This window comes from Streptobacillus ratti, assembly GCF_001891165.1.
GTDB classification, from domain to species: Bacteria; Fusobacteriota; Fusobacteriia; order Fusobacteriales; family Leptotrichiaceae; genus Streptobacillus; species Streptobacillus ratti.
On sequence record NZ_LKKW01000001.1, the window covers coordinates 70,911 to 93,671 of the forward strand.

At 25.5% G+C, this 22,761-nt stretch carries 18 protein-coding genes and 1 pseudogene; 16 read left to right on the top strand and 3 right to left on the bottom strand.

Annotated elements, in window-relative coordinates; genetic code table 11:
• Genes ruvA through BT993_RS00380 form a run of 6 tightly spaced genes read left to right on the top strand, consistent with a single transcriptional unit; the run spans position 1 to position 7,400 of the window.
• Entirely contained in the window at positions 1 to 603 is a 603-nt protein-coding gene (gene ruvA, locus BT993_RS00355) for a Holliday junction branch migration protein RuvA (protein WP_072592693.1), read from the top strand.
• An 8-nt stretch (positions 604 to 611) separates the two neighbouring features.
• The gene (locus BT993_RS00360) at positions 612 to 1,517 is read left to right on the top strand and encodes a DMT family transporter (protein ID WP_072592694.1); all 906 of its coding nucleotides are present in this window, start codon (positions 612 to 614) and stop codon (positions 1,515 to 1,517) included.
• A gap of 10 nt (positions 1,518 to 1,527) precedes the next feature.
• Complete coding sequence (gene uvrA, locus BT993_RS00365; protein WP_083557333.1) at positions 1,528 to 4,344, top strand: excinuclease ABC subunit UvrA; 2,817 nt, start codon at positions 1,528 to 1,530, stop codon at positions 4,342 to 4,344.
• 8 nt (positions 4,345 to 4,352) lie between these two features.
• Positions 4,353 to 5,495, top strand: a complete 1,143-nt coding sequence (locus BT993_RS00370) for a pyridoxal phosphate-dependent aminotransferase (RefSeq protein ID WP_072592696.1) — start codon at positions 4,353 to 4,355, stop codon at positions 5,493 to 5,495.
• Entirely contained in the window at positions 5,492 to 6,892 is a 1,401-nt protein-coding gene (rlmD, locus tag BT993_RS00375) for a 23S rRNA (uracil(1939)-C(5))-methyltransferase RlmD (RefSeq protein ID WP_072592697.1), read from the top strand. Before BT993_RS00370 ends, rlmD begins: the two co-directional genes overlap by 4 nt.
• A 37-nt stretch (positions 6,893 to 6,929) precedes the next feature.
• On the top strand, positions 6,930 to 7,400 hold the full coding sequence (locus tag BT993_RS00380) for a GNAT family N-acetyltransferase (RefSeq protein WP_244147523.1): 471 nt from the start codon (positions 6,930 to 6,932) through the stop codon (positions 7,398 to 7,400).
• 95 nt (positions 7,401 to 7,495) lie between these two features.
• Here the strand turns inward: BT993_RS00380 and BT993_RS00385 are convergent, their stop codons facing one another.
• Positions 7,496 to 8,476: a LacI family DNA-binding transcriptional regulator gene (locus tag BT993_RS00385; protein ID WP_143604210.1), complete on the bottom strand. Its 981-nt coding sequence runs from the start codon at positions 8,474 to 8,476 to the stop codon at positions 7,496 to 7,498.
• Between the two features lie 128 nt (positions 8,477 to 8,604).
• Here BT993_RS00385 and BT993_RS00390 point away from each other — a divergent pair, with 128 nt between their 5' ends.
• The 10 genes from BT993_RS00390 to BT993_RS00435 all read left to right on the top strand — a co-directional run bounded on the left by BT993_RS00390 (position 8,605) and on the right by BT993_RS00435 (position 19,134).
• On the top strand, positions 8,605 to 9,018 hold the full coding sequence (locus BT993_RS00390; RefSeq protein ID WP_072592698.1) for a GNAT family N-acetyltransferase: 414 nt from the start codon (positions 8,605 to 8,607) through the stop codon (positions 9,016 to 9,018).
• Entirely contained in the window at positions 9,011 to 9,928 is a 918-nt protein-coding gene (locus BT993_RS00395; protein ID WP_072592699.1) for a ribokinase, read from the top strand. Before BT993_RS00390 ends, BT993_RS00395 begins: the two co-directional genes overlap by 8 nt.
• Before the next feature lies 1 nt (position 9,929).
• Entirely contained in the window at positions 9,930 to 10,850 is a 921-nt protein-coding gene (gene rihC / locus BT993_RS00400; protein WP_072592700.1) for a ribonucleoside hydrolase RihC, read from the top strand.
• Between the two features lie 11 nt (positions 10,851 to 10,861).
• Positions 10,862 to 12,205, top strand: a complete 1,344-nt coding sequence (gene dcuC, locus BT993_RS00405) for a C4-dicarboxylate transporter DcuC (protein ID WP_072592701.1) — start codon at positions 10,862 to 10,864, stop codon at positions 12,203 to 12,205.
• Positions 12,206 to 12,422: 217 nt separating this feature from the next.
• Complete coding sequence (locus tag BT993_RS00410) at positions 12,423 to 13,025, top strand: TetR/AcrR family transcriptional regulator (protein WP_072592702.1); 603 nt, start codon at positions 12,423 to 12,425, stop codon at positions 13,023 to 13,025.
• Complete coding sequence (locus BT993_RS00415; RefSeq protein ID WP_072592703.1) at positions 13,012 to 14,766, top strand: ABC transporter ATP-binding protein; 1,755 nt, start codon at positions 13,012 to 13,014, stop codon at positions 14,764 to 14,766. Before BT993_RS00410 ends, BT993_RS00415 begins: the two co-directional genes overlap by 14 nt.
• A complete protein-coding gene (locus BT993_RS00420; protein ID WP_072592704.1) occupies positions 14,750 to 16,471 on the top strand; it encodes an ABC transporter ATP-binding protein in 1,722 nt (573 codons plus the stop codon). Before BT993_RS00415 ends, BT993_RS00420 begins: the two co-directional genes overlap by 17 nt.
• Positions 16,472 to 16,481: 10 nt before the next feature.
• Positions 16,482 to 17,063, top strand: a complete 582-nt coding sequence (locus BT993_RS00425) for an MptD family putative ECF transporter S component (protein ID WP_072592705.1) — start codon at positions 16,482 to 16,484, stop codon at positions 17,061 to 17,063.
• Positions 17,063 to 17,749, top strand: a complete 687-nt coding sequence (locus BT993_RS00430) for an energy-coupling factor transporter transmembrane component T family protein (protein WP_072592706.1) — start codon at positions 17,063 to 17,065, stop codon at positions 17,747 to 17,749. Before BT993_RS00425 ends, BT993_RS00430 begins: the two co-directional genes overlap by 1 nt.
• Positions 17,743 to 19,134 carry an ABC transporter ATP-binding protein gene (locus BT993_RS00435; RefSeq protein ID WP_072592707.1) on the top strand — a complete coding sequence of 464 codons (1,392 nt, stop codon included), beginning with the start codon at positions 17,743 to 17,745 and terminating at the stop codon, positions 19,132 to 19,134. Before BT993_RS00430 ends, BT993_RS00435 begins: the two co-directional genes overlap by 7 nt.
• A gap of 31 nt (positions 19,135 to 19,165) precedes the next feature.
• Here BT993_RS00435 and glmS read toward each other — a convergent pair.
• Positions 19,166 to 20,988 (bottom strand): annotated as a pseudogene (glmS, locus tag BT993_RS00440) (glutamine--fructose-6-phosphate transaminase (isomerizing)).
• Between the two features lie 337 nt (positions 20,989 to 21,325).
• Positions 21,326 to 22,753, bottom strand: coding sequence for a nicotinate phosphoribosyltransferase (locus BT993_RS00445; RefSeq protein ID WP_072592708.1), 1,428 nt, complete (start codon positions 22,751 to 22,753; stop codon positions 21,326 to 21,328).
• Between the last annotated feature and the right edge of the window lie 8 nt (positions 22,754 to 22,761).

Below are 22,761 nucleotides of genomic sequence, written 5' to 3' on the forward strand. Positions count from 1 at the left end.
ATGTACGAATATTTTGAGGGTATATTAAGCGTAAAAAATCTTAATTATGTTGTTATAGATATTAATGGAGTAGGGTATAAAATATATACATCAATAAAAACCTATGATAAACTTAATTCAATTGGAGAAAAAGATAAGCTATATATACACACTATAGTTAAAGAAGACGATATTTCATTTTTTGGATTCAAGAGTGAACTTGAAAGAAGTATTTTTCTTGAATGTATAGCAATAAATGGAATAGGTGCTAAAAAAGCAATTGCAATATTATCTAATTTTGAATTTGATGAATTAGTTGCTATAGCATCTTCAAAGAATTTTAAAGAACTCGCAAAAGTTCCTGGTATAGGAATGAAAAAAGCTGAAAAAATAATGGTAGATCTTTCTGATAAACTTGAAGGATTAAAAATTACAAGTAATGTTTCTAACCAAGATATGCTTGAGTTATATAATAAGAAAGAGAATTTAAGATTAGCTTTAGAATCTTTAGGTTATGAAAAAGTTAATATAAATAACATTATAGAAGATAAGTATGTCAAAGAGTTAAATATGCAGGAATTGATTAAAATGGCATTATTAAATATAAATAAAAAGAAAAAGTAGGTGTAAAAATGAATTTATCATGGCTTCTCATAGTTTTAGGTGCAATAATGTGGGGGATAGATGGTGTATTATTGACACCACGTTATTTTAAATATGGTTTATATAATGTTGTATTAATAGTATTTATAGCACATCTTTTACCATTTTTATTTATTTTAATTACAAATAGAAAAAATATAAAAGAGATAAAAAATATAAATTTATCAGATAAATTATACTTTCTATTAATAGCATTATTTGGTGGAACTATAGGGACTTTATCTATTGTAAAAGCATTACAATTAAGTGAATTTAATCCATATAGTTTAGTTATATTAATACAAAAATCACAACCTATATTTGCTATATTATCAGCTTATTTTATATTAAAAGAAAAAATTACACATAAATTTAAAATAGTGTTTATAATTTCCCTTATTTCACTCTATTTCTTAACTTTTGGACTAAATAGTCCATTTGATATAGAGCTTAAATCAATATATTCTGCAATTTATTCATTAATTGCTGCAATTTCTTTTGGTTTATCAACTACTTTTAGTAGAAAAGTTGCAATTAAGTACAATGCCAATATATCGACATTTATGAGATTTATGTTTACAACGATAATTACTTTTTTACTATTATTATTAAATGTATCTCAAACTAAAACCGATATAATATATCTATTTACAAATAAGCATGTAATGTTACTGGCAATATTTATTGCAATTTGGGGAGTAACAGCTGCTAATTTTTATTATAGAGGTTTACAAAATACAAAAGCAATATATTCTACAGTTTCTGAATTAGCATTTCCTTTAACATCTGTTTTTATAGACATGTTTATTTTAGGAAATATTTTAGATCCTACAAGAATAATAGCTGGTTTAATATTATTATTAAGTATAGTTTATTTAAATATAAATAATGAATGAGGGAGTACAAATGGAATATATTAAGATAAGAGGTGCTAGAGAACACAATCTTAAAAATATTGATATAGATATACCTAAGAATCAATTTGTTGTAATTACAGGAGTAAGTGGTAGTGGTAAATCATCTCTTGCGTTTGAAACAATATATTCTGAGGGACAGAGAAGATATGTTGAGAGTTTATCAGCATATGCAAGACAATTTATAGGTCAAATGAAAAAACCAGAGCTAGATAGTATTGAGGGTTTATCACCAGCAATATCAATAGAGCAAAAATCAGTTTCAAAGAACCCAAGGTCAACAGTTGGTACAATGACAGAAATATATGATTATATGAGACTTTTATGGGGGCATATTGGTAATGCACATTGTCCTATTTGTCAATCTTTAGTTAAAAAACAAAGTATAGAAGAAATTACTAATGAAGTACATTTAAAATGTAGTGATAAAGATAAATTAATATTCTTATCTCCTATAGTAATGGATAAAAAAGGTAGTTTTAAAAATTTATTTATTAATTTATCAAGACAAGGTTATCTAAGAGTAAGAGTAGATGGAACAATACTTGAACTTGATGATATTATTGAATTAGATAAGAATAAAAGACATAATATTGAATTAATTACTGATAGAGTAGTATTTAAAGAAGAAAATATTTCAAGAATAAATGAGGCTATAGTTAATGCGACAAAATTATCTGATGGTAATTTAATTATAAATATAAATGGTGTAGACCATAAATATAGTGAAAATTTTGTATGTAGTAATCATCCTGATGTATCATTCCCAGAAATTAATCCAAGACTATTCTCATTTAATGCACCTTATGGAGCTTGTGAAGAATGTAATGGTTTAGGTTCGTCTTTAGAAGTCAACATGGATGCAATATTATTAAATGAAAATATATCTATTAATGAAGGTGCATTGTCTGTGGTAGGTGGAAGTTCTCCAACATCATGGACTTGGAAATTATTTCAAGCATTTTTAAAAGGGCATAATATTGATGCAGATAAGCCTTTTAAAAAATTATCACAAAAAGAAAAAGATTTAATTTTTTATGGAAGTGATAAAGAATACTATTTTTCAATTCATACTAAAGAATATAACTATGATGGAATGAGAACCTTTGAGGGGATTATAAATCTTGTTAAAAGAAGACATAAAGAGTCAATGAGTGAATCTAATAGAGAAGAAATTCAAAATAGATATATGATAGAGACTAGTTGTTCTAAATGTAGTGGTAAAAGGTTAAATGATATAGTACTTGCTATTACAATTAATGATAAAAGTATTATTGATGTTACAAATATGAGCATAGTTAATGCTTTAAATTTCTTTGAAAATTTAAATTTAACTGAAAAGGAAAAACAAATTGCTGAAGAAATATTAAAGGAAATAAGGAATAGATTATCTTTTTTAATTAATGTTGGACTAGACTATCTTTCACTTGATAGAATGACTAAAACACTTTCTGGTGGAGAATCACAACGTATAAGACTTGCAACACAAATAGGTTCAAGATTAACAGGAGTAATATATGTTTTAGATGAACCAAGTATAGGGCTTCATCAAAGAGATAATGATAAGTTACTTAAAACTTTAAAAGATTTAAAAGATATTGGAAATACACTAATTGTAGTAGAGCATGATGAAGATACTATGCTAGAATCTGATTATTTAATTGATATAGGACCTAGTGCAGGTAAATTTGGTGGAGAGATAATAGCTATTGGAAAACCTAATGATGTTATTAAAGAGGGTAAATCACTTACAGCTAAATATTTAAATAAAGAAATTCAAATTGAAGTACCTAAAAAATTAAGAAAATCAAAGGAATATTTAAAGATTAGTAATTGTTGTGGGAATAATTTAAAAGATGTTAATTTAAAAATCCCACTAGGTATATTTACAGTTGTAACAGGAGTAAGTGGTAGTGGTAAATCTAGTTTAATTAATCAAACACTTTACCCTATATTACATAATTATTTAAATGAAAAAACAATGTTCCCATTAAAACATGGTAAGGTAGATGGATTAGATAAAGTAAAAAAAGTTATTAATATAGATCAAAGTCCTATAGGTAGAACACCTAGATCAAATACGGCAACTTATACTAAAATATTTGATGATATTAGGTCTATATTCGCAGAAACTAATGATTCAAAGGTTAGAGGTTTTGATAAAGGAAGATTTTCATTCAATGTAAAAGGTGGAAGATGTGAAACATGTTCTGGTGCTGGGATTAATAAAATAGAAATGAATTTTTTACCAGATGTATATGTAGAATGTGAAATGTGTAAAGGTAAGAGATATAATAAAGAAACATTAGAAGTGAAGTATAAGGGTAAGAATATTTCGGAAGTACTAGATATGAGCGTTATAGATTCATATGAATTCTTTGAAGCAATACCATCATTAAAAAGAAAACTACAAACATTAATTGATGTAGGTATGGACTATATTACATTAGGACAACCTGCAACAACTCTTTCAGGTGGTGAAGCACAAAGAATAAAACTTGCTTCTGAATTATCAAAAGTTACAAAAGAGGGAACTATGTACATTTTAGATGAGCCTACAACAGGACTACATTTTGAAGATGTAAGAAAACTTTTAATAGTTTTAGATAGATTAGTTTCAAAAGGTAATAGTGTTGTTGTTATTGAACATAATCTTGATGTTATAAAATGTGCAGATCATATTATTGATATAGGACTTGAAGGTGGAGATAAAGGTGGATATATTGTAGTTGAGGGTTCTCCAGATAAAATTATGAAACATAAGGATTCTTATACAGGAAAATTTTTAAAAAGACATTTAAATAAATAGGAGGATACATGTATATTAATGAAGTAGTAAGAAATTTACAAATTTCAATTATAAGACAAATTTCAGCAAGAATGCCAGAATTTAAAAATGGAATTAACATGACTATAGGTGAACCTGGAAATGATTTACCATATGAGTTAAAAAAATATATGTCAGAAGTTACTTTAAATCAAAAAATAGGATATACAAATACTGGTGGTGCTATAGCATATAGAGAAGCTGTTGCTAAATATTATAACAAGCTATATGGTTCAAATTATACTTGGAAAAATGCTTTAGCTAATGCTGGATCTACTGAGGGAATATCTTCTTTTTTAAGAACTGTATTACAACCTGGTGATGAAGTAATTTTACCAACGCCTACATATCCAGGATATGAGCCAAATATATTACTTATGAATGCTAAACCTGTATATATTGATTTGAAACATACTGATTTTGAATTAACAGCTGATATTTTAGAAAAACATATCACACCAAAAACTAAAGTTATAATACTTACTTATCCTAATAATCCTACAGGTACTGTTATGCCTTTAGAAGAAATGGATAAAGTTGTTGAATTATTAAGAAAACATGATATATATTTATTGAGTGATGAAATTTATTCTGTTCTTGCTTTTGATAAATATAATTCTTTTGCTAGATATACAGATTTAATAGATAAGATAGTTGTAATAAATGGATTCTCTAAATCACATTCTATGACAGGATATAGAGTTGCATATACTTTAGCATCAGAGGAAGTTATAAACAATATGAATAAAGTTGGGCAATATACTATGACTGGTGTAAATACAGTAGGGCAATTAGGAGCTATTTATGCTTGTGAACATATTCCTACAAGAGAAGATATAGTAGAGATTAATAAATCTAAATTAACTCGTATGATGAATGGATTAAGAGAAATAGGGTTTAAGGTTATTGAACCAAAAGGAGCATTTTATCTTTTTGTTGATTACACTATGTTTTCTGATAAAAAATCTTTAGACTTTGCATTAGATGTATTAGAAAAAACAGAATTAGGTATAGTTCCTGGTATTTGTTTTAATGTTGAGGGATACTTTAGATTATCTGTTACTCAAAGTGATGAAATAATAGATGAAGCAATAAATAGATTAAAAATTTATGTAGAGAATGAGTGTAAATGAAAAAAAATGATATAGTAAGCCTTGATATTGTTGGTATAGATTTTCCAGCAAAACCATATGGGTATTTAAAAAATGATGATAGAAAATGTTTTGCAAATACAAATGTAGTACCTGGTCAAAAAATTAAGGCAAGAATAGGAAAAATAAAAAATAATAAGATAGAATTAAGAGATATAGTAATAATAGAAAATTCTGAAAATGTTGCTAAACCTTTTTGTGAAAAATTTAATAGTTGTGGTGGATGTTCATTTCAATATCTTAGTTATGAAAAACAAGCTGAACTTAAAGCTAATTTGGTATATAAATTGATTGATAATTCTATAAAAAATAAAAATTATGAAAAATTACCTATAGTTACTATGGGTAATGATAAAGAATATAGAAATAAAATGGAATTTAGTTTTGGAAATGAATATAAGGATGGTCCGATAATTTTAGGATTACATAAAAAAAATTCATTTCATGATATAGTAAATGTAAATGAATGTAGATTGATGGATGAAAATTTTAGAAAAATAGTGAGATTTACAAATGATTTTTTTTCTAAAAAAGATATTAGTTTTTACCATAGATTAACACATATAGGATTTTTACGTAATTTAGTTATTAGAAAAGGTGAAAAAACAAAAGAACTTGGAGTAAACATAGTTACTACATCAAAAATAGAAAATTATGACATTATTGATGAATATAAGGAAAAATTACTTTGTTTAGATCTTAGTATGGAATTAAAATCAATTATTCATACTATTAATGATAATAAATCTGATAGTGTAAGGGCTGATAAGGAAATAATATTATATGGAAAAAGAGATATTACAGAGAGATTATTTGATTTAAGTTTTAATATAAGCCCTTATTCATTTTTTCAAACTAATTCATTTGGTGTTGAAAAACTATATCAAGAAGTAATAAATAATCTTCTATTTATAACTAAAAATGATGAAAAACCTATAGTATTTGATTTATTTAGTGGTACAGGAACTATTGGTCAAATAGTATCTAAATATTCAAAAGAAGTATATGGTATAGAATTAATAGAAGAAGCAGTTATTAAAGCTAATGAGAATGCTATAAAAAATGGAATAACAAATGCTAAATTTATAGCTGGAGATGTATTTGAAAAATTGAGAGAATTTGACAAAGAAAATATAAAACCAGATATATTGATATTAGATCCACCTAGAAGTGGAGTTGGAGAAAAAACAATACTTAAATTATTAGAATATAATGTTAATTATATTATTTATGTTTCATGTAATCCAAAAACTCTTGCTGAAGATTTAAAAATTTTTGAAGATAATTCATATATATTGAAAAGAGTAGTATGTGTAGATATGTTTGCTTACACACCACATGTTGAGAGTGTAGTTTTATTGTCAAGAAAGTATAAATAAAAAGAATAGAAAAGTCTTGGAATCATAATTAAATAAAATGAGAGGTAAGAATATGGAAAAATATTCATATAGAAATATTGATGAAAGAGATAGAACTACGAATATAATAGAAACATTATTGAAATTATGGGAAAACTCTGTAAAAAATACACATTTATTTTTATCTAAAGATGAAATAAATAATATTAAAAAATATATTCCTAATGTATTGAAGTGTATTCCTATTTTGGTAGTTGCAGAAAATAAAAATAGAAATATAGTTGGGTTTATGGGTATTTCAGATAAAAAGCTTGAAATGTTATTTATTTTAAATGAAAATAGAGGACAAGGAATAGGAAAAGAGTTATTACAATATGGAATTAAAAAATATTCAGTAAATGAACTTACTGTAAACGAACAGAATCCTCTTGCAAAAGAATTTTATGAGTATATGGGCTTTCAAGTTTATAAGCGTACTGAATTAGATGAACAAGGTAATCCGTATCCTTTGTTGTACATGAAAAAATAAATAATACTAATGTATATAATCATAATTTAAGATAATCATACTAGAGGGTTAAAGTTTAAACAAAACCCTCTATATTTTTAATTTTGTATAATAATTTATTTATTGGGTAAAATTAATTTTGGCTTTATTATTTTTCTTTTTTTAACTTTCTTTTTATTAATAATATTTAAAATTGATTTATAGCATTTCTTTGATAAAATTTCTGTATTTTGTTCAATAGATGGAAGATGAAACATTTCTGAAAGTTGTAAGTTATCATAACCACATATTAAAAATTTATTTTCAGGTATGTTATATTTTTTTAGATAATAAAAAAATCCATATGCCATCATATCATTAAAGAAAAAAATTCCATCAGGTGAAGATTTTAAAATACTTGGAGCCAAATTCACTCCTGAATCAAAAGTAAAATCTCCCTTAAATATCAATGAATTGTCCAAATTATTTTCTTCTAAAGCTTTTTTATATCCAACTAATCTATCTTTAGAACTTTGTGAGGTAAATGTACCTGTAACACAAGATATATTTTTACACCCATTTTCTATTAAGTATTTAGTAGCTAAATATCCACCCATTTTATTATCATAAGAAATTTGAGTAATATTTGAATTTTTCATAATTCTATCAATGATTATAATAGGAACTGGTAAATTTTCTAAGTATTTTTCATAATCATAATTATCTAACATTTCATTAGAGGGACATAAAAGAATACCATCTACTTGATGATTAATATAAGATTGAATTAATAATTTTTCATGTTCTGTAGAGTTATTGCTATTTGCAATAAGTAAAAGATAACCTTCTTTATAAAGAAATTCTTCTATATATTTAGATAGAGAAGAAAAAAATGGATTATTAATATCAGGTATAATTAATCCTATTGTATAAGTCTTGCTTTGTACTAAAGAACGAGCTATTATATTTGGTTGATAATTTAGTTCGTTTGCAATTTTTTTAATTTCATCTTGCTTTTCTTTTGAAATACGAGTTTTTTTATTGTTTAACACAAGAGATACTGTTGTTTCTGAAACAGAAGCTAATTTTGCTATATCTTTTAATCTAATTTTTACCAAAATATAACCTCCCAATTGTGAATTATATATTTTCTTAAATTATATTATTTTTAATATGAAAAGTCAAACACTTGACTTTAATAAAAATCGTGGTATACTCAACTTGACAGGAGGTAAAACGCTTTATCATGGACAAAGTTATTAAATTTAATGTATTAAATGCAGAAAATTATTTGAATTTACACGAAAAATGTGGATTTAAAGAATATAAAAAGGAAGATGTAGTAATAGCTATTAAAAATCATTTATTTGATGCAGTTTTATTCCATGAAGAAGAAGTCATTGGAATGATTAGAATAGTAGGTGATAATAAAATTGTTTTTTTCATAAAAGATTTAATGATATTGCCTGAATACAGGAATAAAGGATATGGTAGATTATTGATTAATTCTGCACTTGAGTATATATCAAAAAATGCTTGTAAAGGTGCATATCTTGGCTTAATGTCTACTGTTAATTATGAATCATTTTATGAAAAATTTGGATTTATTAGACGTCCTAATGAAAATTATGGTAGTGGGATGGTGAAGTTTAATGAATAATAGACTTTATGTATTAGGTAGTATCAATATTGATTTATCTATAAATTGTAATAGATTTCCTAAAATAGGAGAAACGATTAGAGGAGAAGAATTTGGGAAAACTCTAGGTGGAAAAGGTGCTAATCAAGCAATAGCATCATCAATTTTAGGAATAGATACTTGTTTGATTGGTGCTGTTGGTAGTGAGGATGATAGTGATTGGATTTATAGAAAACTAAGCAATTATGGTGTCAATACATCTTCAATTAGTAAGATAGAAAATGAAGAAACAGGACTAGCATTTATTATAAAAGCTTGTGGAGATAATTCAATTATTTTACATCATGGTGCAAATTTTAAAATGGATAGAAAAGATGTATTAAATGGATTAAAAAATGCAAAAAAAGATGACTATTTTCTTGCTCAATTTGAAGTAGATTTAAATTTAGTTTATTTAGGTATGGAGAGTGCTTCAAAAAAAGGTATGAAAATAATAATTAATCCATCTCCTGCTATGAAAATAGATGAAAAAATGTATTCATTAATTGATTATTTAATAGTTAATCAAACAGAGGCTGAAATTTTATCTAATATTTATCCTAAAAACTTAGAAGATTGTAAAAAAATTTTTGAAATTTTATCTAAATATGGATTAAAAAATTTAGTGGTTACACTTGGAAGTGGAGGAAGTGTTTTAGTTAATGAATTTGATAGTGCTTTTTCAAAAGGAATTGATATTATTCCTGTAGATAGTACAGGAGCAGGTGATGCTTTTACAGGAATGTTTATTAGAAGTTTATCTATGGATATTCCTATTGAAAAAAAACTATATTATTCAAATGTTTCAGGTGCATTAACTTGTTTAAAAAAAGGTGCTAGAATTGGTGTAAAAAATTTAAATGAAATTATAAATTTTAAGAAGGAGGACTAAAATGTCTAAAATACCTATAATTATTGATACAGATCCTGGAATTGATGATGCTGTTGCATTAGCTTTAGCATTACATTCTAATAAATTAGATGTAAAATTAATAACTACAGTAGCAGGAAATGTTAGTATTGAAAAAGTTACTAAAAATACATTACAATTATTAGATTTTTATGGCAAATCAATTCCAGTTGCAAAAGGTGCTGAAAAACCTTTATTTAGAAATGCTATTGATGCTTCAGGAGTTCATGGAGATAGTGGTATGGGAGTTTATACTTTCCATGAAACTGATGGTAAAAATTTACTTGAAATTAATGCAGTAGAGGCTATGAAAGAAGTATTAATGAAGTCAGAAGAAAAAATAACATTAGTACCTATAGGTCCTTTAACAAATATTGCTTTATTACTTCTTATTTATCCACAAGTTAAAAATAAAATTAAAGAAATTGTTCTTATGGGTGGAGCTATAGGTCGTGGTAATTCAGGGATTTATTCTGAATTTAATATGGATGTAGATCCTGAAGCAGCTAAAATTGTATTTACTTCAGGTATTCCTATAACTATGGCTACATTAGATGTTGGATTAAAAGCATTAATTTATCCAGAAGATTCAGAAAAAATAAAAGAAATGCACAAAATAGGAGATATGTTCTACACTTTATTTAAAACATATAGAGGGGGAAGCTTTAATACAGGATTAAAGATGTATGATAGTTGTGCTATAGCTTATTTATTAGAACCTAGTATGTTTACTGTTCAAAAATTATTTGTAGGAATAGAAACAAAGGGTGAATTTACATCTGGAGCAACTATAGTAGATCTTAGAAATAAATTGGGTAAAGAAGCTAATGCAACTGTTACGGTTGATATTGATGCTGATATGTTTAAAAAATGGTTTATGAGTGAAATTTATAATTGTAGATAAGGAGTTTAATTATGTTCGTAGTTATTATAGGATTTTTATCAGTCTTATTTGTTGGATACATGTTATTAAAAAAACATGATATTAAAATAACTTTATTTGGGATAGGATTATTGTTGTTATATATTGCACAGATATTAAAAGGAGAGTATACTAATTTTTTATTAAATCCTATTGATGTAATTATAAAACAATTTGGTACAACACTTGGTGGTGCAGGTTTAGTAATCTTTATTTTAGGTGGATACTCAGCGTATATGAGTGCAATTGGTGCAAATGATATGACAGTTAGATTATTAACTAAACCACTTAAAAAAGTTAAATCTGTTTATATTTTAATACCTATTGTTTTCTTGTTAGGAAATCTTTTATCATTAGTTATTCCTAGTGCATCAAATTTAGCAATTATTTTAATTGCTACATTATTTCCAGTTTTAAGAAAATCAGGAATGAGTAATTTAACAGCAGCAGCTATTATAGCGACTACTGCAACAATTATGCCAACACCATTAGGGTCAGATAATGTAGCTGTAGCTTCTGAATTAGGAATATCTGTTGAAAGTTATGTTTTTGGTTCACATGCAATTGTATCTATACCAACTTTATTTTTCATGTCTATTGTACATATGATATGGCAAAAATATTGTGATAAAAAACAATTCTCAAATGATAATTTTGAAGAAGATAAGATTGAAATAAAAGAAGAAAAACCTTTTAGTTTAGTATATTCATTATTACCTTTATTACCAATATTAATATTACTTATCAGTTTTGTTTTAGAAAGTATAACAAAAACAAAATTATCTTTAAGTGTTTTATCTGTAACTATTATTTCAGTAATAATTACTATATTAATAGAAATTATTAAAAATAGAAATGTTAATAGTTCTTTAATGGTAGTAGAACAATTTTTCAAAGGTATGGGAAATTCAATGGGAATAGTTGTACTATTAGTAGCAGCATCAACTTATGTAAATGGATTAAAAGGTATTGGATTAATAAATATATTACAAGAAGTAATGACTAAAACTAGTGCCTCAGGTATTTTATTACCTATTATTTTAGTTATATTCACAGCTATAATAGTTTTATTAAGTGGAAGTGGAACAGCTTTATTCTTTGCATTAATACCACTTTTAGTACCTTTAGCAAAAGCAGCAAATATTTCGCCTATAGCCATTTCTATACCTTTAGGTTTATCAGGTAATTTATTACGTGCTGTTTCTCCAGTTTCAGCTGTTATTATGATTGTTTCTGGGGCAGTTAAGGAAGATCCTATTAATCTTGTTAAAAGAACTTCTATACCTATGATATTAGGTGTATTATTTATGCTTATTTTATCACTTATATTATTTTAAATAATTTATGATTTAATAAAAGAGCAATAAAAGATATTTTAATTAAAGAATTAATTTAAAAATTTGTTTAAGACGATAGCCAAAAACTATCGTTTTTTCTTTTATTTATAAGAAAGTTTGAATATCAAAATATTTTTTATAAAAAGTACTTGCTAATATAGTAAAAAAGGTATATAATAATTTATCGACACATGTGTCGGTAAGAGGAGGTGTGAATGTGAGTCCTGCAAAAAGATTAAGTGAAGCTGAAAGAAAAAGAGAAATTATGGAAGCAGCTACCAAAATAATTACAATTAAAGGATTAGAAAATACTACAATGGAAGATATTATATCTGAAACCACATTATCTAGGGGTGGAGTATATCATTATTATAAAAGTGTTATAGATATTTTTAAGGATATTATGATTTTTGGAATTGAATATAGAAGTGAAATAATAAAAAGTCATTTAAATGAACGTAATAATTTATCAAATAATCAGTTTATAGCAAAACAAATTGTTGATAAAATTATAGATGAAAATCCGTATATGCCTCTTTATGTTGAATTTTTAGTTTCTAAGAAAAGAATTCCAGAATTAAATAATATTATGATTGAACTTCAAGAGAGAACAAAAGAGAGTTTAAAAACTATTTTTGATGATGATTCTGATATGTTATTTGAACCCAATAGTTTTTTGTTTGTTAATGATTTTATTAATGCCTTAATAGTTGCTTCTGATATTTTAGAAGCAAGAGAAAATTTTAAGAAAAATAGAGATTTATTAGAAAAAATGTTTATTTATATATTAGAAAGGGATGATTATAATGGAAGTTTATAAGAAATTGTTTCGATATGTACCAGATTGTAAATTAATGGGTTATATAAGTATTATAATATCGGGAATTTCAGCTTTTTTAATGGTATATGGATACTACTACATATATCAATTTTTAAAAGAAGTTATTGTGAGTAATAATTTTGAAAATGCAAGTTATCATTCAATAAGAATTGTATGTTATTTAACTTTAAGTTTTTTAATGTATATTTTATCTTTAACTATTTCTCACAAATTAGCATTTAGATTGGAAACAAATTTAAGAAAGAGGGGAATAGATGGACTAACAGATTCAAGTTTCAGATTTTTTGATTTGCATTCATCTGGTTATATTAGAAAAACTATAGATGATAATGCAGTTAAGACACATATGGCGGTAGCTCATATGATTCCAGATAATTCACAGGCTTTTTTAGTTCCTATTTTTGCTCTTACATTATCATTTCTGATTAGTTTCCGTGTGGGAGCAGTTATTATTACTTTATCGATAGTAACAGCTTTTATATTAAAGAAAATGATGGGTAATGGAGAATTTATGAAACTATATCAAGCTTCACTTGATAAATTAAGTTCAGAAACAGTAGAGTATATTAGAGGTATTCAAGTAGTTAAAATTTTTGGTATAAAATTAAAATCTTTTAAAGCCCTTCATGATGCCATTATTGACTATTCAAAATATGCTTATGAATATTCTATTTCATGTAAAAAACCTTATGTTTTGTATCAGTTAATATTTCTAGGATTAATTGCTATTATTACTATACCACTTAGTTTTTTTCTAACAGAAATAAATGAGCCTAAGGTAATAGCTGTAGAGCTTATTATGATTTTCTTTTTAAGTGGAGTAATGATGGTGTCATTTATGAAAATCATGTGGGCAAGCATGAATATTTTTAATGCAAATTATGCAATGGATAACTTAGAAAATTTATATAATAAAATGCAAGAAGATAAGTTAAGTTATGGTAAAAGAGAAAATTTTGATAATTATAATATTGAATTTGATAATGTTAGTTTTTCATATGGAGAAAATAAAGTATTAGAAAATTTATCTTTTTCTTTAGATGAAAAGAAAACTTATGCTTTAGTAGGACATTCTGGTTCAGGTAAATCAACAGTTGCTAAACTTATATCAGGATTCTACAAAGTAGATGGTGGTTTTATTAAAATAGGTGGATATCCACTTGAAGAATATACAAAAGAAGCAATTATAAATAATATTTCATTTGTATTTCAAGATAGTAAATTATTTAAAAAATCTATATATGATAATGTTGCTTTAGCTGATGAAAATGCTAGTAGAGAAGAAGTGATGAAAGCTATTAATCTTGCTGGTTGTGATGAAATTATTTCTAAATTTAAAGAAAAAGAAAATACTATTATAGGTTCAAAAGGTATATATCTTTCTGGTGGAGAAAAACAAAGAATTGCTATTGCAAGAGCAATTTTAAAGAAATCTCCTATAGTTATTATGGATGAAGCTAGTGCTTCTATTGATGCTGATAATGAATATGAATTACAAAAAGCTTTCAAAAATTTAATGAAAGATAAAACAGTAATCATGATTGCACATAGAATGAGTAGTATAAAAAATGTTGATGAAATACTTGTATTAGAAAATGGTAAATTAGTTGAAAGAGGAAATAATGAAACATTACTAAGAAAAGATGGATTATACAGTAGATTGCTTAATTTATATGAAACTGCAAATGATTGGAGGGTTTCAAATGAAGAATTATTATAAAAAGATTTACGCTTTATCAGAACAGGGTGCAAAGAATTTAACTAAAGCTACTTTTTTTTGTTTTTTAACATATTTCATTAATTTAGCTATAATATTTATTTTAATGACACTGCTTAATCAATTGATTTTAGGAAATGTAGTTAGCCCATTGAAATATATACTTATCGCTGTATTAACCTTAACATTAATGTATATATTATTATCAAAAGAATATGTTAGTTTATATAATGCAACATATAAAGAATCAGCAAATTTAAGAAAGGAAATTTCTAAAACTTTAGCAGATATTCCTATTGCCTATTTCTCAAAGCATGATTTATCGGATTTATCTCAAACTATTATGTCAGATGTACAGGCAATTGAGCATGCTATGAGTCATGCTATTCCAAAAGTTGTTGGTATATGGTTATTCTTTCCTGTTATGGGATTAATGATGTTAATCGGAAATTGGGAATTGGGACTAGCTGTTATTATTCCAACTCTTTTAAGCTTTATAATATTACCATTAAATAAGAAAAGAATAAATTCAGGAGATAGTAAATATTTTAAGGTGCTTAGAGATAATTCTGAATTATTTCAAGAAACTATTGAATTACAACAAGAAATTAGTAGTTTTAATAAATCGGAAAAAATAAAAAAAGAATTATATAAAAAAATGGAAGAAAGCGAAAAAATTCATTTTAGAGTTGAATTGGGATTAATTTCAGTTATTAGTTTATCATCACTTTTTTCATATATAAGTGTTGCTGTGGTAATAGCAGTTGGAATCTATCTTTTAATTAATAATCAAATTAGTCTTTTATACTTAATAGGATATATTATATCATCTATAAAAATAAAAGAATTACTTGATATTTCTAAAGAGGGATTAATGGAAATGTTTTATATAGAACCTGCAATTAAAAGGATTAAACAAATTAAAAATGAAATTATTCAAGAGGTAAATCACACAAAATTTTCTAATTATGATATAGAATTTAAGAATGTATCATTTTCTTATGATTCAAATACTCAAATATTGAAGGATATAAGTTTTATAGCAAAGCAGGGAGAAGTTACGGCTATTGTTGGTGCATCAGGATCAGGTAAAACATCTATATTAAGATTAGTATCAAGACTTTATGATTATGATGATGGGCATATTTTAATTGATGGTAAAGATATTAAAAATGTCTCAACAGATTCTTTATTTAAAAATATATCTATAGTTTTCCAGGATGTAACTTTATTTAATACAAGCATATTAGAAAACATTCGTTTAGGTAAGGAATCAGCTACAGATGAAGAAGTTAAAAGGGCAGCAGAACTTGCAAATTGTATGGATTTTATTGATAAATTACCAAATGGATTTAATACTTTTATTGGTGAAAATGGTGCAGAGTTATCAGGTGGAGAAAGACAAAGACTTTCTATTGCTAGAGCTTTCTTAAAGAATGCACCAATATTGATATTAGATGAAATATCATCGAGTCTTGATGTAGATAATGAAAAGAAAATTCAAGATAGTTTAAATAAATTAATAAAAGATAAAACTGTCATAATTATTTCACATAGATTGAAATCAATTGAGAATGTAAATAAAATAGTTGTTATTGACAATGGATATGTTGAAAATGTAGGAAATCATGAAGAACTTATAGAAACTTCAAAAGTTTATAAAAATTTGATTCAAAAAACAAAATTAGCAGATGAATTTAATTATTAGGAGAATTAATATGAAAAAAAATAATTTAAAAATTAAAGATTTAGTAACAATAGGAGTATTTATTGTTATTTATACCGTTATTATGTTTTCGGTTGGAATGATTGGACTAGTACCAATTTTATTTCTAATTTACCCAACTATACTTGGTATTGTATCAGGTACAATAATTATGTTGTTTATGGCAAAAGTCCAAAAACCTTGGTCATTATTTATACTTGGAGTATTTTCTCCATTTCTTATGTTTGCATTAGGGCATACTTACGTAATTGCAGTACATGCACTTATTGTAATGCTTATAGCTGAAGGTGTAAGAAGAATAGGGAATTACAGCTCATTTAAATATAATATGTTTGCTTTTGCTATTTTTAATACATGGATTTGTGGTTCACTTATGCAAATGCTTTTGGCAAAAGAAAAATATATTGAACTTTCTATGATGATGGGTAAAGAATATGTTGATAACTTAGAAAGATTAATTACATATCCACATATGTTATTAGTTTATTTAGGAGCAATTATTGGAGGAATAATAGGTGCATATATTGGAAAGGTATTCCTTAAAAGACATTTTGAAAAAGCAGGTATTATTTAATGTATTTTATTAAGGCTAACAGATTAAATCCAAATCCTATAACGAAGTTTTTCGTTGTAGGATTATTAGGTATTATAATTTTAAATTCAATAAATCATTATTTTGAATGGGCAATTATATTTGTTATTTCATTTATGTATTTAATAAATGGATTAAAAAGAGATGCAATGAAAAATATAATTGTATTTGGTATTTTATTTTTTGCACCTAGCTTTGAAATTTTGGCTAAATTACCATTTATAGTAAAGCTTATATTTTCATTATTATTTGTACTTCGTATGTTTTATATCCCATTTTCTGCTGGTAAATTTTTAATTAAAACATCTGATGTAGGGAGTATTATTTCTTCTATGGATTGTTTAAAAATTCCAAATACAATATCTATACCAGTAGCAGTAATGTTTAGATTTTTTCCATCATTTGTTGAAGAAAGAAATAATATAAAAATGGCTATGAGAATAAGAGGAATAAAAATTAAAAATCCAATTAAATATTTGGAGTATGTGGCTGTCCCTTTACTTATTATTTCATCAAATATAGCAGATGATATATCAAAATCTGCTGAAACAAAATGTATTGCTAATCCTATTAAAAAGACAAGATATATTAGTATAAGTGTAAATCCAATTGATTTCATTTATGTAATTACAATAATACTTTTAGTGATTGGAGGATTATTATGGTAAAATTAGAAAATTTATCTTTGTTATATGGAGAAGAAAATAAAGTATTAAATGATATTTCAATTAATATAGCTAGCGGAGAATGTGTTTTATTAACTGGAGAAAGTGGTAGTGGGAAATCATCTATTATTAATTCTATTAATGGATTGGCTTTTGAATATGAAAATGCTCATATTAATGGAAGTATAAAAATAAATGGACAGGAAATAAAAAATATAGAGCTTTATAAAATCTCATTATTGATATCTAGTGTTTTTCAAAATCCTAAAACACATTTTTTCAATATTAATACAACATTAGAATTATTATTTTATCTTGAAAATATAGGTCTTGATAGGGAAGAAATGGAAATCCGTATGAAAAATATGTTAGAAATTTTCCCTATAGAACATTTATTAGGACGAAATATTTTTGAATTATCTGGTGGAGAAAAACAAGTTTTATGTATTGCATCTTGCTATATTTCAGGATGTAAAATAATAGTTCTTGACGAACCATCATCTAATTTAGATTATAAATATATTAATGTATTAAAAGAAATGTTAAAAATTTTGAAAAATAAAGGGATAACTCTTATTATTGCAGAGCATAGAATTTATTATTTAATGGATATAGTAGACAGTGTAATTTTTATTAAAGATGGAAGAGTAGAAAAAGTTTTTACTAAAAATGAATTTTTATCATTATCAAATGAACAATTGATAAAATGGGGAATTAGAGCAATTAATAAACCTATTTTGAAAAAAGTTGAAAAATATGGTAATAATGATTTAGTAATTAAAAAGCTTATGGTTAATTTTAAAGATAAAAGTGTATTAAAAATTGAAGATATTTCTTTTAGTTTAGGAAATATTTATGGAATTATAGGTAAGAATGGAAGTGGAAAATCTACATTTTTACGTGTTATAACAGGTCTTGAAGATAAAGAAAAAAGCGATATATTATTTCAAAACATTCCTTTAAGTAAAAAAGATAGATTGAAAGATTCAGCACTTGTTATGCAGGATGTTAATCATCAACTTTTTACAGATTCTGTTGAAGAAGAGATGAGGTTAGGTGTTAAAAATTTAAGTCAGGATAAAATTAATCAAGTATTGTCAGAACTTGGAATTATAGAATTAAAAGATAGACATCCTATGAGCCTATCAGGAGGTCAAAAGCAAAGAGTAGCAATAGCTTCTGTTTTATGTAAAAATTCTAAATTTATATTTTTTGATGAACCTACAAGTGGAATGGATTACAAAAATATGTTAAAAATTTCAAAATTAATAAAAAAAATGAAAACAGAAAATAATATAATATTTATTGTTTCACATGATATAGAATTTTTAAATGAAACAACAGATCAAATTATCTGCATAGAAGATTTTAAAATTTATAATGAGTAAATAAAAATGGAGAGATATTATCTCTCCGTTTCTATTCTACAGTAACTGATTTTGCAAGATTTCTAGGTTTATCTACATCATATCCATTTTCAAAAGAAGTGTAATATGCCAAATATTGTAAACTTATAGCTGCAAGAAATGGTGTTAATAATGTTCCTGTTGAATTTATTTGTATAACATCATCTACTACATCTGATATTAAGCTATTTTTATTACAAACACCTATTACATAAGCACCTCTAGCTTTAACCTCTTTAATATTAGAAATAACTTTTTCGTCCATATCTAAATTTGTTGAAATTGCAACAACTAAAACTCCGTTTTCAATAAGAGCAATACTTCCGTGTTTTAGTTCTCCAGAAGGAATAGCTTCTGTATGAATATAGTTAATTTCTTTCATTTTTAAACTACCTTCTCTAGCAACTTTCTCATCTATTCCTCTTCCTATGTAAAATCCATTTTTCATGTCTTTTATTTTTATAGAAATATTATGAATCTTATGTTTGTCTTTAATTAATGTTAATATATTTTCTTTAAGTAATAAAATATCAGAAATATATTGTAAATATTTATTTTCTTCTAATTTATTTATTGCTTTCCCTATAAATAACGATAGTAGATATAGTATTAATACTTGTGAACTATATGCTTTTGTAGATGCAACTGATATTTCAGGTCCTGCAAGAGTGTATATAACATTTTCTGATTCTCTTGTTATTGTTGAACCTAAAACATTTGATATTGCTAATATTTTAGCACCTTTTTCTTTAGCATATTTCATAGACATTAAAGTATCTATTGTTTCCCCTGACTGACTTATAAATATAGCTAATGTTTTATCTGTTATTTTAGGATTATTATATCTAAACTCAGAAGCTATATCAGTAAATACATCTATATCTAATATTTCTTTCATAAAATATTGTCCTTGTAATCCTGCATAGTATGCAGTTCCACAACCAATTATATATATTTTATCTATATTGTTAAAGTTTATAGTTTGCAACTTTTCAGTAAAGTTTATATTTTTTCTTTATCTACATAAACATTTAAGATTTTATCTATTATTTCAGGCTGTTCTTCAATTTCTTTTATCATAAAATGGTCATAACCACCTTTTGTAGCTTGTTCAAATGACCAATCTATTTTTTTAATTTCTCTTTCAATAATATTTTCATCTTTATCATATATAGTTACATTATCTTTAGATAGTATCACTATATCTTGATCTTCAAGATAAATAACCTTATTTGTATATTTTAAAATAGCAGAAACATCAGATGCTACAAAATTTTGATTTTCACCTATACCAACTATTAATGGACTATGATTTCTACAACATATCATTTTATCTGGAAAATCTTTATGAATTAATGCAAAAGCATATGTTCCTCTTATTTTACTTAATACTTTTTTTAGAGTAGAGTATAAATCACCATCAAATAATTTTGAAAATAATTGAACTACCACCTCTGAGTCTGTATCTGAACTAAATTTTACACCATCTTTTATTAGTTCTTTTTTTAATTCATCATAATTTTCTATAATACCATTATGAATAAGTGCTGCATCTCTTTTTTCACTGTAGTGAGGATGAGCATTATTATCAGTTGGAATACCATGCGTTGCCCATCTAGTATGTCCAATACCTAAGGAAGAGAGTACATTTAAGTTTTTCATATGATTTTTTAAATTATCAAGCTTTCCTTCTTTTTTTTCTATTTGAATCCCATTTTCAGTTATGAAAGCAATTCCCGTTGAATCATAACCTCTGTATTCAACTTTTTCAAGTCCTTCTAGCAGTATATCTACTGCATTTGATTTACTTCCAGAATATCCAATTATTCCACACATAAAAACCTCCTATGAATTATAAAATTGGAGATTGTTACTATTACTTATTTGTTCCACAAATCACTTTGTGTTTTTGTTAGTAATGGTTGTAACCACCTTTGGAATATCCGCCGAAATTTCGATAATTCCAATCCTCGTCAACTTAAAAAAGTTCTGGCGCTTTTTAAATATTAATCTCCTTGGATATGATTATATTATAATTTAATTTATTTATCAAGTGTTAAATCAAGTTAAATAATTAGCTATATACATAATATAAAACATGTAGTAAATACAGTATTTACGTGTAATTAAAAGTAAAAGGTATGTTTCCTAAATTAACTAGGAAACACACCTTTTATAATCTTGAATTTAATTTTTCTTGTGTGTAGAATAGATAAGTATTATTTCTAATCTCATCTAATGTATATTCTTTTATTATCTCTCCATTTTCATATACAATATTTAAAATAGAGTTTTGATGATAATTATTTTCATCTAAATATGAAATTTTTATAGTTTGTAATTCTCCGTTTTCTTTTTTTATTAAATCTAATCTACCTTTTTTACTTACTTTTCCTTTATCAGTAATAGGATCTTTATAAACATCAACTAATTTATTATTTATTTTTACACAACTACATTTCATTGCAAATTTGTGAGTATCTCTATTTATACTTGATTGTTTGTTCCCTTGAAGAAGAGAACCACCACAACCAAAAGATATATTTTCAGCAGAATATCCATTTTCTTTTATTGCCTTTAAGATATCCCAAACATTATCTTCATATATTCCGTCACCTTGTATTATTCTAATATTATTTAGTACTTTATAACCTTTTGAATTAATTGTAACACCAAAATTTTCTTCAACAATTTTTAAAGTGAATAAAATATTTGTAATAGGGTCACCACTATCAGGTCTTATTACTATTGTTCCATTTCTTTTTAATATTTCATCTTTTAATTCTTTAGAAAAAATATTTTCTATAGCATTGTAGTAATTATAGCTATCACTTACAATAGAAACTAGTCCTGTAGGAAATTTATCTAACATATTTTTATATGCTTCTTTTTCATTATTTCTTGTCCAAGATGTCATAGTACTATGTTCAGAAGCTGGAATAGAGTAGCCTGGCATATTACAATCATAGTATTTTCTAGCGAAAATAATTGATTTAAGCGTATCTGTGCCTTTGAAATTAGTAAGATGAGCTAATCCTCCAAGACCAGCACTTTCTTCGCTTGAAACACCTCTATATCCAAAATCATGTAATTTAAAATCAATTTCTTCATCATGTTTATCAGATGTTAATTCTAAATAGTATGATATTATCTGTCTAATCTTATATGAATAAGTTGCTACAGTAATTGGATACCAAATTTTAAGAAGTAATGTTTCAAACCAACTTACTATCCAAGGAACTTTACTATCAGTAGATTCAACCGTAACTAAAACATTGTGGTTTTTAATTATTGCTCCCTCAGGTACAGCTCTAATTCTTAGTGGTAATTTACCGTCTAATTCTTTTACAATATATTCCCAACCCTCTCTATTGAAAGGTAAACCATGAAGAGTAATAATTTCATTAGCTTCTTCTACCATTTCCATTGTAATTCTTTGGCTTAAATATTTTTTTAAGTAGTATTGAAGTCCAAAAAATTTTGTATATCCATATAATCCACCACGACTTTCAATATAATCGTGTATATAAGTTGTGTTTTCTGGGTATTGCAAAAAATGTGATGACTTGTATGAATCAGTCATTAATATAATATTTTCCATTGTTTTCT

Bases quoted from the DNA above. Each gene is read 5' to 3' on its own strand.
- ruvA (WP_072592693.1), top strand. From the start codon at position 1: ATGTACGAATATTTTGAGGGTATATTAAGCGTAAAAAATCTTAATTAT.
- BT993_RS00360 (WP_072592694.1), top strand. From the start codon at position 612: ATGAATTTATCATGGCTTCTCATAGTTTTAGGTGCAATAATGTGGGGG.
- uvrA (WP_083557333.1), top strand. From the start codon at position 1,528: ATGGAATATATTAAGATAAGAGGTGCTAGAGAACACAATCTTAAAAAT.
- BT993_RS00370 (WP_072592696.1), top strand. From the start codon at position 4,353: ATGTATATTAATGAAGTAGTAAGAAATTTACAAATTTCAATTATAAGA.
- rlmD (WP_072592697.1), top strand. From the start codon at position 5,492: ATGAAAAAAAATGATATAGTAAGCCTTGATATTGTTGGTATAGATTTT.
- BT993_RS00380 (WP_244147523.1), top strand. From the start codon at position 6,930: ATGAGAGGTAAGAATATGGAAAAATATTCATATAGAAATATTGATGAA.
- BT993_RS00390 (WP_072592698.1), top strand. From the start codon at position 8,605: ATGGACAAAGTTATTAAATTTAATGTATTAAATGCAGAAAATTATTTG.
- BT993_RS00395 (WP_072592699.1), top strand. From the start codon at position 9,011: ATGAATAATAGACTTTATGTATTAGGTAGTATCAATATTGATTTATCT.
- rihC (WP_072592700.1), top strand. From the start codon at position 9,930: ATGTCTAAAATACCTATAATTATTGATACAGATCCTGGAATTGATGAT.
- dcuC (WP_072592701.1), top strand. From the start codon at position 10,862: ATGTTCGTAGTTATTATAGGATTTTTATCAGTCTTATTTGTTGGATAC.
- BT993_RS00415 (WP_072592703.1), top strand. From the start codon at position 13,012: ATGGAAGTTTATAAGAAATTGTTTCGATATGTACCAGATTGTAAATTA.
- BT993_RS00420 (WP_072592704.1), top strand. From the start codon at position 14,750: ATGAAGAATTATTATAAAAAGATTTACGCTTTATCAGAACAGGGTGCA.
- BT993_RS00425 (WP_072592705.1), top strand. From the start codon at position 16,482: ATGAAAAAAAATAATTTAAAAATTAAAGATTTAGTAACAATAGGAGTA.
- BT993_RS00430 (WP_072592706.1), top strand. From the start codon at position 17,063: ATGTATTTTATTAAGGCTAACAGATTAAATCCAAATCCTATAACGAAG.
- BT993_RS00435 (WP_072592707.1), top strand. From the start codon at position 17,743: ATGGTAAAATTAGAAAATTTATCTTTGTTATATGGAGAAGAAAATAAA.
- BT993_RS00445 (WP_072592708.1), bottom strand. From the start codon at position 22,753: ATGGAAAATATTATATTAATGACTGATTCATACAAGTCATCACATTTT.